Origin of the sequence: Pseudomonas sp. G1002 (assembly GCF_013385455.1) — a bacterium.
GTDB lineage: Bacteria > Pseudomonadota > Gammaproteobacteria > Pseudomonadales > Pseudomonadaceae > Aquipseudomonas.
Map to the genome: position 1 here is coordinate 75,970 of NZ_JACAPY010000001.1, position 13,765 is coordinate 89,734.

The window sequence follows — 13,765 nt, forward strand, 5'->3', positions numbered from 1 at the left end:
GTTAGCACCAGAAGTAAAACGGCTGGCCAGTGGTATAGCCGATAAACGACTGGATGCTGATGCGCTTGCCTGAATCGAAACCGCAAATGGCATGGGGACGGCGAGTATTGATAATCACCAGTTCGTTTTTCTGCGGCTGGATGCGCAGCGGTTTTTGCAAACGATCTTCGGGCAGTTCCGCCCCTTCGAAACGGATGACCTCGTCGTAGGTAAACGCCTCGGTATCCCAAATGACCAGTTCACCTCCCGAAGGTGGTACTTCGAGGTAAATATTCGCGCTGAATTGATGTTCCAGTTCGGCAATCGACAAGGGCAGGCAATCGACATGGGGGACTGTTTCGGAGAGGTGGGCTGTCTCCGGGAACATGGCGCGGATAATGCCGCAGAACATCGGCTGGCCCTGGAAGGCCGCGGTTGTCGCGCCTTCTGGCCACACCTGCCGGATATGCTCCATCAGTAGATGGATGGGTGGTTTGCGCGGGGCACAGAGGTCATCGATCACGCAGCGCATGTGGGTGGCGTCTGCGTAGTATTTCTGTCGCGAATAGCTGTCTGCGGCCTTGCCGTAGGTGGAGTTGAACGGTGTTCCCCAGCGATGGACACCATAGAAATGCTGGACAACTTTTCCGTGCTCATAGGTCTCGTGGTTATATTCCTGGAGCGTCGCCGTTTCGTTGATATGTTTATTTAGTACTTCGCTGGTTTGTTCATTCGCGTAGTCAGGTACCCGGATGGCAAGTATTTCTCCGCGAATAAGTTTTTCCAGGCTGAGTGTGTCGAGTTGCTCGAGCGCCAGGATCCCGGGCGCCTGGCTATGCGGGACTGCAGGTATTGATTCAACGCTGTTGAGGTCCGTCATGATGAAAACTCCATGTTAGTTACAGCACGTCATATAGATAACGTTTGTTTGGCTGGGGATTTACTGGCGACAGTGAGCGTCGGATGGCGCAGGGCCAAAGTTGAGGGAAAGACTTTTGGGGAGGTATAGGACTTTTCCGAGTAAACTTTTAAATACATCGGCGCTATCGGATCGCTTTATTTCACGCATAAAAAAAGGCGGCTACCCACTTAGGTAGCCGCCTTTTTCTTACTGCCGGTTTTGCTTAATCCGGCAGTTTGAACGCCATCACATAGTCACCCTGCTTGGTGCCCAGGGAACCATGACCGCCGGCCATGACCAGCACGTACTGCTTGCCGTCCTTGCCGGTGTAGGTCATTGGTGTGGTTTGCGCGCCTGCTGGCAGGCGGCCTTCCCACAACTGCTTGCCGTTTTTCACGTCATAGGCACGCAGGTACTGGTCAAGGGTACCGCTGAGGAAGGACACGCCACCGGCGGTGGTGAAAGTCCCGCCCAGGCTTGGCACGCCCATGGTCAGTGGAATCGGAACCGGCGAGCTGTCACGCACGGTGCCATTCTTGTGCATCCAGATGGTCTGGTGGTTGGTCAGGTCGACCGCGGCCACATAACCCCACGCCGGCGCCTGGCACGGCAGGCCCAGTGGCGACAGCATGGCTTCGAGGATCACACCGTATGGCGCGCCTTTGTTCGGCTGCACGCCTTCGGTTTCGCTGACCCGTGGGCCTTGCTTGGCAATGTCGGCGGCCGGGATCAGTTTCGATTTGAATGCCATGTAGCTTGGGTTCACGAACGCGATCTGGCGAACCGGGTCGACGGAAATGCCACCCCAGTCGAACACGCCGAAGTTACCTGGGTAAACGATCGAGCCCTGCAGCGATGGCGGGGTGAACGGACCGTCGTAGCGCATGGATTTGAAGTCAATCCGGCACAGCATCTGGTCGAACGGCGTCACGCCCCACATGTCACGCTCCTTGAGGGGCGGTGGCATGAAGTTCAGGTCGGACTTCGGTTGGGTCGGTGCGGTGTGATCGCCGGCCACTGCGCCTTGCGGTACAGGGATTTCATTGATCGGCACTACAGGCTGACCGTTCGAGCGGTCGATCACGTAGATGCTGCCTTGCTTGGTCGACGCCATCACCGCTTGCTTCACGCCGTCAGCGGTCTTGATGTCGATCAGCGAAGGCTGGCCGCCCACGTCCATGTCCCACAGGTCATGGTGAGTGAACTGGAAGGTCCACTTCACGTGGCCGCTGTCGATGTCCAGGGCAGTCAGGCCGGCGCTGTACTTCTCGGAGTCCGGAGTCCGGTCGCCGCCGTACTGGTCGGGCATCTGGTTACCCATCGGCAGGTAGAGCATGCCGAGTTTTTCGTCCACCGCGAACATCGACCACATGTTTGGCGAGTTGCGGGTGTAAGTCTTGCCCTCGGCCAACGGGGTGGTGTCGTCCGGGTTGCCGCTGTCCCAGTTCCACACCAGCTTGCCGGTGTGCACGTCGAACGCACGGATCACGCCGCTAGGCTCGTCGGTGGAGACGTTGTCGGTCACGTGACCGCCGATTACCACCAGGTTCTTGGTAACGGCCGGTGGCGAGGTGGAGTAGTAACCGCCCGGGGCGAAGGTGCCGATGTTGGCACGCAAGTCGATCTGGCCTTTGTCACCGAAGTCTTCGCACATCTTGCCGGTGTCGGCGTTCAGGGCGATCAGACGGGTGTCGGCGGTAGGGACGAAGATGCGTTTCGGGCAGGCATTCGGCGCGGCGGCCGGGCTGGCGCTGCCAGTCGGGCTCTGTTCCGAGGCATACACGGCATCATCGTGATACGACACGCCACGGCAGGTCATGTGCGCCCAACCCTTGAAGTTGGCAGCACCTTCGCTGCTGATCTTCGGGTCGAAACGCCAGATTTCCTTGCCGGTGTCCGGGTCCAGGGCAATCACCTGGCTGTGGGGCGTGCACACGTAGAGCATGCCGTTGACTTTCAGCGGGGTGTTTTCCGCGGTGGTTTCACCGGGATCGCCTGGGCCAGGGATGTCGCCCGTACGGAAGGTCCAGGCTGGAACCAGCTTGTGGGCGTTTTCCGGAGTGATCTGTGCGAGTGGCGAGTAACGATCACCGAAGGCCGAACGGCCATAGGAGTTCCAGTCACCATCAGCCTGGGCTGGCGCAGTGCTGGCCATGCCCGGTACCGCATCGCGGTCCAGCTGGCCTTTCTTGACCATGGCGCCCGGGTCGGTGAATTGGCTGGCCAATGCAGCGGCGCCGGCCAGTACGACCGCGACGCTCAGCGCGCCAGTGCCCAGCGGCGAGGCTTGGCCACGCAGCAACGGACGGCGGAACCACGGGAGCAGCATGACGATGCCGAGGGCAAACAGCAGGGCCAGGCGCGGTACCAGTTGCCACCAGTCCAGGCCGACTTCCCACAGCGCCCATACGGTGCTGGCAAACAGCACCAGTGCGTACAAGCCCAGCGCCGCACGGCGTGTTGCCAGCAGCAACAGGCCTGTGACGGTGATGCCGAGACCGGCCAGCAGGTAATACAGCGACCCGCCGAGCATGCTCAGCTTGATCCCCCCGGCCAACAAGGCCAGGCCCATTATCAGCAGCAAGATCCCCAGCAGCCTGGGCAGCAGGCGACTTGGACTTGAAGCACCATCAGTGCTCATAGTGTGGTTCTCCGTTACGTTTTGAATTGATTGCGCACAGTTCACTGTAGATGACGTTCCGGCGCAGGCTTGGTTCAGGGCTAATTCGTTTTCTTCAGAATTTACTTACACCGTCAGAATGAGCTTTGCAGCTTGATCCCGCCGATGAGTGCGTCATCCACCTGGGCCACGGCTCCGGGGTGACGGATGTATTGCAGGTTCGGGCGCACCGTCAGCCACTGGGTGACATGGATGCCGTAATAGAGCTCAGCGCTGTATTCCGTGTGTTGAATCGGCAGGTAGGATGGGTCATCGAAGTCGTATACCGCGTGGGCCTGGTTGCTTGCCTCGGCATTCTTGCGGTAGGCCGGGTTGACGTGCACCCGGGCCACGGCGAAACCGATATCGTCCTTGGCGCGGGCGTCGAACAGGCCCTTGTAGACCACGCCGGCTTGCACGTAGTTATCCACAGCGTTGGTTTTCTTGTCGTGCATCGTGCCGTTGGCGAACACGTTCAAGCCCCGAGAATGGTCGCTGGCCAGGCTGGTGACTTGCTGCTGCACCCCCAGCCACACCCCGTGCTTGCTGGAGGCGCTGCGATAGGCCTCGCCGCTGAGGGCTGCCGGCTGGTCGTTGCGGTCTTTATACACATCGCTGGCCTTGGCGCTGCTGTAGTAGTAGCCGGCGCGGTATTCGCCGGGCAGGCCGTTCAGCGTAGGCGTCCACACCAGCTCAACCGGGAGCAGGGCGCCTTGGGTGCCGCTGCCGCTGAGCTTGAAGCCATTGCCGCGATCGAGGTTGGACGGGTTCTGTTCGTAGGCGCCGACCTGGGCGTACAACTCGGGCGTCAGGTGATATTTGACCCGCAACGCCCACTGGCTCACCGGCCAGTTGTACCAGATGCTGCCAACCCAGTTACCGACCTGCGAGCCGCAGAATGCGAGGTTCTGGAAGTCGCAGGGGAAGCTGTTGAAGTCTTCACCTTCGCCAAAGCGCCCGGCCTTGATGTCGAGCTTCTGGTCGAAGAATTTCTGCTGGTACCACATCTGCGTCAGGCGCCAGGTCTGGCCACGGCCCCAGACTTCCTGGGACGAGGTAAAACCGCCCACACGCGGATCGTTGACCCGGTCATTGGTGATGTTGTTGCCGCTGCGCTCGGTCACCGTCAACTGGAACTCGGCGTCGTGCCAGCCGAGGATCTTCTGCAGATCCAGGTGCGTGCCCAGGCCGAATTGGTCGCTGTAGCGCGCAGTGCGGTCGTGATCCGAGCCGCCGTGCAGGTTGCTGCCCATTTCGCCGGTGTAGTCGAATTTGAAGTCGTAGCCTTGTTGAGACAGCGCTGTCCGAGCGCCGCCGAAATCACCCAGCATCCACGGTGATTCAGCGTCAAAGGCAGGTGCGGCCTGGGCACAGTTGATCAGACCGAACGGTAACAGCGCAGCGCACAGGCGCAGGTTGGGGAAAGCAGGCATAGGCAAAATGGGGTCTTAATATTTATGGTTTTGAAACGCAAACAGCGGCCTGGCGCGTTCGCACAAGGGCGTTGAACACGGGCGGTCGATGGTTTGGTGGAATGATGAAACGTTTCAGTTTGTTGCTGACAAGGATAAAGCCCTGGCGCGGGGAGAGAAAGGGCTAAACGGAAGATGGATTCTTTCGGATTTGGTAATAGTGCGCTGGATCGTCGGATTTGGTAGCAATCTGTGCGTTGGTTTGTGTTTGAGGGCGTGGTTATCTGCGTCACCAAAACAGATGGGGGGTCGACATGGAAGGCGACGACAACGTGGGTGAGGCAAAGGCCGTAACAGCCGGGGAATTAGTCATTATTCTCGGTCAGTATCACAGTGCAATTGCTAGGCTCGGCTCCGGCATCATTAGCTTGTCCGGTGCGCTCAAACATAGTGAAGACGTGGATGTAAAACAGGCGGCAGATGAAGCATGGGTGAAGCTGAATGAGTTTATCGACTGCATGGAAGGTGTAGCTGATGGACTGAATGCTTTGACCCAAAAGAAGGAGGCCTGAAATGGCGAATGACCTCAAGGATAATGTGAGCTATCTTCGCCAGGAGTACCGTCAAGGTTCGTCATCAGGCTACGACCGCAAAGGCGGCGCAGGCGGTGGGGGCAACGGAGGAGAAAACGATTTGGAAAAGCGTATTTCACAAGTTGAGGCAAGATTGGAGCGCGTCGAGACGAAGCTGGATGGCATGCAGGAGCACATGGCCACCAAGTCCGATCTGATGCAGACCAAAATCGACCTGCTCGAAGCAACCTCCAGGTTGGATCTCTCAATCGCCAATTTCAGAACGGATATGCAATCGTTGGAAACCCGACTGCTGAAATGGTTTGTCGGAACAGCTGGCGCCTTGTCTGCCATCGCCTTTGGCGTCGCCCGACTCGTCCACTGACGTTTTCCGTTCGAAGCCCGGCTTCCCGCCGGGCTTTCTGGTTTTTAAGCCAACTTCGCCAAACACTCTTCAAGAATATCCAGCCCTTCCTCCAGCACCGCCGCTTCAATCGTCAACGGCGCCAGCAGGCGGATGATATGCCGCGATTTGCCGCTGGGCATCAGCAACAAACCCGCCTCGCGGGCCAGTGCCAGCAGCTGGGTCAGTTGTTGTGGCGCCGGGCTGCCGTCGGCGTTGGCCAGTTCGATGCCACGCATGGCGCCCACGCCGGTCAAGCGGCCGAGGTAGGGGGAGAGCCTTTTCGAACACCATGATTCATAGCGACTGACGATCGCTTCTTCCTGCTGCGTGCCCCAACCTTGCAGGTGCTCGTCCGTCATTTCATCCAGGGTGGCCAAGGCCGCCGCGCAGGCAATCGGGTTACCGGAGTAGGTGCCGCCGAGGCCGCCTTTGGGCAGGTTGTCGAGCAATGTCTTGCGACCCACCACCGCACCCAACGGCACACCGCCGGCGATGCTTTTGCCCAGCAGGATCAGGTCCGGTTCGATGCCCAGGCGTGAGAAGGCGAAGCGCTGGCCGGTGCGGCCGAAGCCGGACTGGATTTCATCGGCAATCAACAGGATGTTTTTTTCATCGCAGAAGCGTCGCAGGGCCTGGGCAAATTCCACGTCCAGCGCCAGGAAACCACCTTCGCCCTGCACCGGTTCGATGATGAAACAGGCCACGTCGTCGACGTCGATTTCCACGCTGAACAGGCGGTCCATCGCCTTGAGTGCTTCGCCGCAGGTCACGCCGTTATCGCGGCTGGGGTAGGGCAGGTGGAACACCTGCCCCGGCAATACGCCGACTTTTTGCTTGTAGGGCGCGACCTTGCCATTGAGGTTGAGCGTCGCCAGCGTGCGCCCGTGAAACGCACCGTCAAAGGCGATGACGGCGGTGCGGCCAGTGGCGCCGCGGACAATTTTCAGGGCGTTTTCCGCCGCTTCCGCTCCACTGTTGGTGAGCATGCCACTGACCGGGTAATCCACCGGGATGAATGCGGTAAGACGGTCCATCAGTTCGATGTAGGGCGCGTGAGGCGCAGCATTGAAGGCGTAGTGGGTGAGCCTGGTGGCCTGGTCGCGGATCGCCTCCACCACACGCGGGTGGCAGTGGCCCAGGTTGAGCACGCCGATGCCGCCGACGAAATCGATGAAGCGCTTGCCGGTGGTGTCCCAGACTTCGGCGTTCCGGCCATGGCTGAGGCTGATGGGGTGGACGATGGAAATCGACTGGCTGATGGTTTGGCGGCTCATGGATCCGGGACTCAAGAATAGGATGCGTCCTTTTATCTAAGCCGTGAGCCGCCTTGCCCCGCAAACGAAATAAAGTCGCCGGGTCATTATTAAAAGTCGGGATGTGCTATGGCGAGGGAGCAAGCTCCTTCGCCACATCCACCATCCAGTTCAGGAACGCCTTCACTTTCGGGATCTCCCCGGCATGTTCGGCATGGGCGATAAAGTGCGCGCCGGCACTCGGCATTCTGTAATCCCAGGGGATCATCAGGCTGGCGTTCGCCAATTCCTCGGCCACCAGATACTGCGGCACCAACGCCACGCCGTACCCCGATTGCGCGGCGCGGATGCACATGTAGAACGTGTCGAAACGCGGCCCGTGGTAGCTGTTTTGCGAGTGCAGGCCCTGTTCCAGAAACCACTCGTGCCAGGCTTCCGGGCGCGAGGTGCATTGCAGCAAGGTGTGGCGGGACGAGGCGTCGCTGCCAGCGGCAACAAACCCGGGGGCACAGACCGGCACCACGGCTTCGCGAAACAACTCGATGCAAGTTGCCCCCGGCCACGCTCCCTGGCCGAAGAAAAACGCGATATCCGCCTTGGCCTGCAACACGTCGAACGGCTCCAGTTCGTTGCGCACGTCCAGATGGATATTGGGATGGCGCGCGGCAAAATCCTTGAGCTTGGGCACCAGCCAGCGGTCACCGAAGGTCGGCTGGGTGGCGATGCGCAGCACTTCGGTCTCGCCACCGTAGGTGAGGATGTAGCGGCTGGAAATATCTACCTGGTTGAGGATCTTGCGTACTTCCTCCAGGTACAGCGAGCCCGCCGGCGACAGGTACAAACGCTGGCGCACCCGCTGGAACAGCGGGTGGCAGAGCATCTCTTCGAGCTGTGCCACCTGCTTGCTCACCGCGCTCTGGGTCAGGTGCAGTTCTTCGGCAGCGCGGGTGAAACTCAGGTGGCGGGCGGCGGCTTCGAAGCACTGCAGGGCGGTCATCGAAGGGGTCAAGCGTTTCGAGATCATGAGAAGTTCATTCCAAATCGGAAGGAGCCTTTGCCTAAACGTCGTTTGTGGCCAAGGTGTAAAGCCGTTGATACTGACCGGCAACACTATAAACGGCGCGGGTTTGTGGCGCCGAATAATAAAGACCGACAGGGAGCGCCTTGCATGAAGCACATGAAATCCACGTTGGCGGCATTCACCGCCGCAGCACTATTGGGGCTGGCCGCAAGCGCACACGCGGGGGCGACCCTGGATGCGATCCAGAAGAAGGGTTTTATCCAGTGTGGGGTCAGTGATGGGTTACCGGGTTTTGGCGTGCCGGACGCCAACGGCAAGATGACCGGCATTGATGTGGACGTGTGCCACGCCGTCGCCGCAGCACTCTTTGGTGACGCGTCGAAAGTGAAGTTCAGCCAGTTGACCGCCAAGGAGCGTTTCACTGCGTTGCAATCCGGCGAGATCGACCTGATTTCCCGCAACACCACCTGGACCAGTTCCCGTGACGCGGGCATGGGCATGGTGTTCACCGGCGTGACCTACTACGACGGCATCGGGTTCCTGGTGAACACCAAGCTCGGTGTGAAGAGCGCCAAGGACCTGGACGGCGCGACCATCTGCATCCAGGCCGGCACCACCACCGAGCTGAACGTCTCGGATTACTTCCGCGCCAACGGCCTGAAGTACACGCCGATTACCTTCGACACTGCTGACGAAAGTGCCAAGGGCCTCGAAGCGGGCCGCTGCGACGTGCTTACCACCGACCAGTCGGGGCTGTACGCCCAGCGGATCAAGATGGCTCACCCGGATGAGTTCGTGGTGTTGCCGGAAGTCATTTCCAAGGAGCCATTGGGCCCGCTGGTGCGCAAGGGCGACGACGAGTGGTTCAGCATCGTCAAGTGGACGTTGTTCGCCATGCTCAATGCCGAGGAAATGGGCATCACTTCGCAGAACGTTGAAGAGCAAGCCAAGTCCAGCAAGAACCCGGACGTCGCCCGTTTGCTCGGCGCAGACGGTGACTACGGCAAGGACCTGAAACTGCGCAAGGACTGGGTCGTGCAGATCGTCAAGCAAGTGGGCAACTACAGCGAGGTGTTCGAGCGCAACATCGGCCAGGGCAGCGTGCTGAAGATCAAGCGCGGCCTTAATGCCCTGTGGAGCAATGGCGGGATCCAGTACGCGCCGCCGGTTCGCTGAGGTTTCACGAAGAAACCGTGTCCTTGCCCGCCGCCTTGGAGCGATACAACGCCTGATCGGCCCTGGCCATCAGGCAGGCGGGTGACTCATCGTTGCGTCGCTCTACCACGCCGAGGCTCAACGTCACCTTGAAGCTGCCCACGGCGGGCAAGTCCTTGAGCGCACAGCGCATTCGCTCGGCCAATTCCCGCGCGGTCTCCAACGTGCTTTTGGGCACGATGACCATGAATTCATCGCCGCCCCAGCGGGCCAGCAAGTCGCCGTGGCGAATGCAGGCCTCCAGACATTCCACCACGCGCACCAGGGTTTCATCGCCTACGGCATGGCCGTGCTGATCGTTGATGGGCTTGAAGTCGTCAATGTCCATGGCGATCAGCGACAGCGGCAGGCGAAACCGTTGGGCGCGAGCGCACTCTTCCAGCAGGACGCGTTCAAGGCGGTAACGATTGGCCACGCGAGTCAAGGCGTCGCGTTCGGCCAGGGAGCGATTCTCGTCCAGTTGCAACTGCAGTTGTTGATTGACCCGCGACAGCTCGCGGGTGCGCTCGGCCACCAGAGCTTCAAGGGATTGATTGCGGCGCTCCAGCTGTTCGATGGACTGTTTGCGCGCCTGGATACTGCGGTGGGCGCCGACCATGCGTGCCACCGAGCCGTCGTCGTTACGTGCGATCACGTAGCCGCGGTCTTCGATCCACAGGTAGGAGCCGTCTTTCTTGCGGCAGCGGTATTCGGCTTGATAGTGAGTGGTGCGGCGGTTGATGTAGTTATCAAACAGCACCATCACTTGGGGATAGTCATCGGGATGAATCACGTTTTCCCAGGTGAATACGCTGTTTTCCAGGGAGTGATGGGCATAGCCGAGCATTTCGTACCAGCCGGGGTTGCGGTAGACGAACCCGGTGTTGGCGTTCCAGTCCCAGATCCCGTCGCTGACCAGCTCCATGATGGCATGCAGCATGTCGGCGTTAAGGTCGCAAAAGTCCTTCCTTGACGGTTCGCTGCCGGATGTATCGTCCATTGCGCACTCCCTGCGTGGACTGGCTCCTGGGGCCAGCCAAATTGATGCCGATACTCCGTGGCTGGCGGTACTGTACAACGGCGCCTTGGCGCTTAGAAGGGGGTCTTTGGTCTAGTGAGAGTGTGGCTAAAAGCCACTACTTGCTTGGGTTCAGCTTCTGATCAGGCGCCGCCATCCTGGTCCTGGGCGCCCCATTGGCATTGTGCTGATAAATCGCCTCAGGCTGCCCCTGCCGGTTAAAAAACACCTGCCCGATCCCGGCAGAATTCCAGAGCCGTTCGCCCGCTTCAGCGTGTTCCGGAATATGCGGCACTACCTGCATGAGTCGGCGACGGGTGAACCAGTTCAGCGGTGAGCGCGGTGAGTAGAGCCATCGATTGAGACGGTCGAACCATTCCAGCAAGCGCGGCGGGAATTCGTTCTTGATGCCGCTGCTGGTGATCTGCCAGATTTTTGGACCGGCATTGCGGTGGCGAATCAGCACTTCATAGACGAACGAGTAGTGCACGTCTCCCGAGAGGATCACGTAGTTGCCCGGTGTGCGGGAGTGACGAAAGATGTTGAGGATCACCTGTGCCGCGCCGCGGTGGGCCATCCAGTTTTCCGCGTCCACCAGCAGCGGGTAGCCGCACCAACTGAAGGCCTTCTGCACGGTTTCGATCAGCTTAACGCCGAAGATCGGCGCCGGTGAAACGATGACCGCGCAAGGGTGATCCAGCAGCTCCTGTTGCAGTTCGCTCAGCGCTTCCCAGTCCAGCAGGCCGGAGGGTTGCTTGAGGTTGAACTCGCTGCGCCAGCGCCGGGTACGGGTGTCGAGCACTACCAGTGCGGGGGTGGTGGGCAGCACGTAATGCCATTGCTGGAACTTCAGCAGGTCATCCACCAGCTCATCTTGAGCGTCAGGCTGCAGGTAGTTGTCGTGGGCCTGTGTGGTGAGCGCCAGGGTTTTGCCGATCACCGTATCGAACGCATCCGGGTTATTGCCCCAGCCCTGGCACAGCATATAGGCCAGCAGTGCGTTGCCGATGATGCGCTTGGAGAACGGATGCCCGTAAGCGGTTTCTTCCCATTGGGCGCTGAGGTTCCAGTCGTCGGTGATGTCGTGATCATCGAAGATCATCAGGCAGGAGAGGTGGGCGAACACCCTGGCCACGCCACCCAGGCCGTCACGGAACATGTCGATCTGCACTTGCTCGTGCCCATAGCGTACGTGCCCTTCGGCGCGCAGTTGCGGCGCTTGCGGTGTGATCAGCTGCCACGGTACGGGCGACCACGCCAGCAGGTACATCGCCATGACTTCGGCAAAAGTCACCAGGTGGTTGTCGGCGCTGCTGCTGGTGAAAATAGGCTTCTTCACCCCGCCAAAAAAACGCTCGCGCAGGGTCTCGTTGCTCTTCAGGGCGGGCAACAGGTCGGCTCGATGGTAGTAGCTGGCGGCATGCTCATAAAGCGCGGCGCTGTTGTCGACGACGGCACCGTCGAGGTGTTCGTCGAACAGGCCGAGGCGCGTGATCAGCGCATGAATGGCCCGCAGCATCGGCCCCGCGACATCGTCGGCGTAGACCTGGTCGCCACTCATCATCAACAAGGCCGGGCGTTCCTCCAGGGTGTTCGATTCGGCCAGCAGCCGGTCGACACACAGCAAACCGTCGGCTGCGCTGTGATGGGGCTTGCGGCAGGAACCGTGGACCAATTGGTGGATGCGGCTGTGCAGGACGAAATGCGGGCCTTGTGCGCCCGGGTAGAGCAGGTGCGGCGCCCATTCGGCGATACCGGCACGGTTTACCAGCAGGTCGTAGCCGATGCTCACGTCCTGGGGCAGGGCTTCCGCCAGCGGTACGTCGATCAGGTGGATAAAGGCCTGGCGCCCGACGGGCACCACCTTGCATTGGCTGGCGTCCAACTCGATATCGAGCGCCGCGCCTTGGGCGACTTGCAGCCTCAGGGTCAATGCCAGGGGACGACTTCCCACCAGCCACATCACCAGGCGCCGCGGTTCCAGGCGTCGCAGCAACGGGCCGGCGAGTACAGCGGGAAGTGTGTCGGGGTGAGGCATCAAGGCAACGGCTCTGGGCAAGGTTGGGCCGAAAAGGTAACGCATTGAATGTCAGCGTTTTGTTAAGGCGCGATACCCGGGCGAGCGGCAAATTACCCGGCGCCCACTGGCCCGGGCTATAAACCTTTCATCTCAAATCATGACTGCGTGGCGCAGGTCTCGCCTTCGGCAATCATCCAGCGCAGCACTTCGGCCAGGGCCACACTGTGCTGGCGCTCGACCCAGCGCACACCCTGCGGGCTGTACCGTTCGACATAGCGGCTCAGCACCAGGCGGCCCTGCTCCGACGACAGGCTCAGGCGGGTCTCCCGGCAGAGCAGCGCGCTGGTCCCGCGTTTACGAACCTGACGTTGCAGGACCAGTGAGCTTGATTCAGAAATCATCGCCGGCTCCCTGTGCACAATTATCGGCCTGAGGCGACGTCGCCCCCTGCTTGCCCTCCAGCACAAAGGCCGCGCGGTGTTCGGCCACCACGTTACGCAAGGCACTGTAGTAGTCCGGCAGCTTTTGCAGGCTGTCGGTCAGCGGCAGCAACGAGGCGCGCGTGTCCACTGTGCCACCCACCAGGCTGATGGTGCCCAGGGTTTGCACGGTATCGCTGTCGCCCAGCGGCGCCACCAGGAAGTTCAGGACCTTGCCCGCCGCATCGCGGCTGTTGCCGGTGCCCAGCAACGGCAGTTCGACAATCGGCCCGTTGCCAATCCCCCACACGCCAAAGGTCTGGCCGAAGTCGGCGGTGTGGCGAGGGATGCCCAGCGGGTCCGAGACATCAATCAAGCCGACGATCCCCACGGTGGTGTTCACCGCAAAACGTCCCAGGGTGTTGATCGAGCGCCGTGGGTTGCCTTGCAGCAGGTCGTTGATGAAGACCTTGGGCTCGCTGAAGTTGCTGGCGAAGTTATGCACACCCTGCTGGAAAAACTCCGGCATGTATCGGTAGCCTCGGGCTACAGGCGCCAGGGCGTAGTCATCCACCGCGCGGTTGAAGGCGAACACGCCCCGGTTGACCGGTTCGGCGGGGTCATACACCGGGTAGGAAACCTGTGCGCAGCGTGTGGTACTCGTTACGTTGACCGGGCTCGCGCAGCCTGTGAGGTAAGACACAGTCAGCAACAACACCGCCTGGCGAGCCAGGTGCTGGGGGTACGTCAGCGAGCGCATGGGGTCAGTCTCCGGGAAAAGGAAGCCGATGCTGGCAGCCGCAGCTTGCGCAAAGATGTCTGCTTTATTGCGCCGTTGACGCTTTATTGCACGATTGAAATATATGACGGGCCGCGTCGAATGGTTTTAGATGGTGCATCGACAAGACCAA

At 60.4% G+C, this 13,765-nt stretch carries 12 protein-coding genes; 3 read left to right on the forward strand and 9 right to left on the reverse strand.

The features are described from left to right. Position 1: 1 nt before the first annotated feature. The 3 genes from HX801_RS00335 to HX801_RS00345 all read right to left on the reverse strand — a co-directional run bounded on the left by HX801_RS00335 (position 2) and on the right by HX801_RS00345 (position 4,972). Positions 2-859 (reverse strand): 2OG-Fe(II) oxygenase, encoded by an 858-nt coding sequence (locus HX801_RS00335; protein ID WP_177021383.1) that lies wholly within the window; start codon positions 857-859, stop codon positions 2-4. A 244-nt stretch (positions 860-1,103) separates the two neighbouring features. After that, positions 1,104-3,521, reverse strand: coding sequence for a glucose/quinate/shikimate family membrane-bound PQQ-dependent dehydrogenase (locus HX801_RS00340; RefSeq protein ID WP_008438499.1), 2,418 nt, complete (start codon positions 3,519-3,521; stop codon positions 1,104-1,106). A gap of 113 nt (positions 3,522-3,634) precedes the next feature. Next, entirely contained in the window at positions 3,635-4,972 is a 1,338-nt protein-coding gene (locus HX801_RS00345) for a carbohydrate porin (protein ID WP_177020388.1), read from the reverse strand. A 293-nt stretch (positions 4,973-5,265) separates the two neighbouring features. On the opposite strand from HX801_RS00345, the gene HX801_RS00350 reads away from it, so the two are divergent. Both HX801_RS00350 and HX801_RS00355 read left to right on the forward strand, forming a co-directional pair. Further along, positions 5,266-5,523, forward strand: coding sequence for a hypothetical protein (locus tag HX801_RS00350; protein WP_003210383.1), 258 nt, complete (start codon positions 5,266-5,268; stop codon positions 5,521-5,523). 1 nt (position 5,524) lies between these two features. Next, complete coding sequence (locus HX801_RS00355; RefSeq protein ID WP_003210382.1) at positions 5,525-5,908, forward strand: DUF1640 domain-containing protein; 384 nt, start codon at positions 5,525-5,527, stop codon at positions 5,906-5,908. 44 nt (positions 5,909-5,952) lie between these two features. Here HX801_RS00355 and HX801_RS00360 read toward each other — a convergent pair whose 3' ends face one another. Both HX801_RS00360 and HX801_RS00365 read right to left on the reverse strand, forming a co-directional pair. After that, on the reverse strand, positions 5,953-7,203 hold the full coding sequence (locus HX801_RS00360; protein WP_177021384.1) for an aspartate aminotransferase family protein: 1,251 nt from the start codon (positions 7,201-7,203) through the stop codon (positions 5,953-5,955). A 106-nt stretch (positions 7,204-7,309) separates the two neighbouring features. Beyond that, positions 7,310-8,206 carry a LysR substrate-binding domain-containing protein gene (locus tag HX801_RS00365; protein ID WP_102605928.1) on the reverse strand — a complete coding sequence of 299 codons (897 nt, stop codon included), beginning with the start codon at positions 8,204-8,206 and terminating at the stop codon, positions 7,310-7,312. A 144-nt stretch (positions 8,207-8,350) separates the two neighbouring features. On the opposite strand from HX801_RS00365, the gene HX801_RS00370 reads away from it, so the two are divergent. Further along, complete coding sequence (locus tag HX801_RS00370; RefSeq protein WP_008438485.1) at positions 8,351-9,379, forward strand: amino acid ABC transporter substrate-binding protein; 1,029 nt, start codon at positions 8,351-8,353, stop codon at positions 9,377-9,379. A gap of 4 nt (positions 9,380-9,383) precedes the next feature. Here the strand turns inward: HX801_RS00370 and HX801_RS00375 are convergent, their stop codons facing one another. The 4 genes from HX801_RS00375 to HX801_RS00390 all read right to left on the reverse strand — a co-directional run bounded on the left by HX801_RS00375 (position 9,384) and on the right by HX801_RS00390 (position 13,614). Continuing rightward, positions 9,384-10,397, reverse strand: a complete 1,014-nt coding sequence (locus HX801_RS00375; protein ID WP_023659140.1) for a diguanylate cyclase — start codon at positions 10,395-10,397, stop codon at positions 9,384-9,386. A 136-nt stretch (positions 10,398-10,533) separates the two neighbouring features. After that, on the reverse strand, positions 10,534-12,453 hold the full coding sequence (locus tag HX801_RS00380) for an alkaline phosphatase D family protein (protein WP_177021385.1): 1,920 nt from the start codon (positions 12,451-12,453) through the stop codon (positions 10,534-10,536). Positions 12,454-12,590: 137 nt separating this feature from the next. After that, a complete protein-coding gene (locus HX801_RS00385) occupies positions 12,591-12,836 on the reverse strand; it encodes a hypothetical protein (protein WP_003210371.1) in 246 nt (81 codons plus the stop codon). Next, positions 12,826-13,614 carry a VacJ family lipoprotein gene (locus HX801_RS00390; RefSeq protein ID WP_177021386.1) on the reverse strand — a complete coding sequence of 263 codons (789 nt, stop codon included), beginning with the start codon at positions 13,612-13,614 and terminating at the stop codon, positions 12,826-12,828. Before HX801_RS00390 ends, HX801_RS00385 begins: the two co-directional genes overlap by 11 nt. Between the last annotated feature and the right edge of the window lie 151 nt (positions 13,615-13,765).

Coding starts and splice junctions, on each gene's coding strand:
- HX801_RS00370 (WP_008438485.1), top strand. CDS start 8,351: ATGAAGCACATGAAATCCACGTTGGCGGCATTCACCGCCGCAGCACTA.
- HX801_RS00360 (WP_177021384.1), bottom strand. CDS start 7,203: ATGAGCCGCCAAACCATCAGCCAGTCGATTTCCATCGTCCACCCCATC.
- HX801_RS00385 (WP_003210371.1), bottom strand. CDS start 12,836: ATGATTTCTGAATCAAGCTCACTGGTCCTGCAACGTCAGGTTCGTAAA.
- HX801_RS00335 (WP_177021383.1), bottom strand. CDS start 859: ATGACGGACCTCAACAGCGTTGAATCAATACCTGCAGTCCCGCATAGC.
- HX801_RS00355 (WP_003210382.1), top strand. CDS start 5,525: ATGGCGAATGACCTCAAGGATAATGTGAGCTATCTTCGCCAGGAGTAC.
- HX801_RS00390 (WP_177021386.1), bottom strand. CDS start 13,614: ATGCGCTCGCTGACGTACCCCCAGCACCTGGCTCGCCAGGCGGTGTTG.
- HX801_RS00365 (WP_102605928.1), bottom strand. CDS start 8,206: ATGATCTCGAAACGCTTGACCCCTTCGATGACCGCCCTGCAGTGCTTC.
- HX801_RS00375 (WP_023659140.1), bottom strand. CDS start 10,397: ATGGACGATACATCCGGCAGCGAACCGTCAAGGAAGGACTTTTGCGAC.
- HX801_RS00345 (WP_177020388.1), bottom strand. CDS start 4,972: ATGCCTGCTTTCCCCAACCTGCGCCTGTGCGCTGCGCTGTTACCGTTC.
- HX801_RS00340 (WP_008438499.1), bottom strand. CDS start 3,521: ATGAGCACTGATGGTGCTTCAAGTCCAAGTCGCCTGCTGCCCAGGCTG.
- HX801_RS00350 (WP_003210383.1), top strand. CDS start 5,266: ATGGAAGGCGACGACAACGTGGGTGAGGCAAAGGCCGTAACAGCCGGG.
- HX801_RS00380 (WP_177021385.1), bottom strand. CDS start 12,453: ATGCCTCACCCCGACACACTTCCCGCTGTACTCGCCGGCCCGTTGCTG.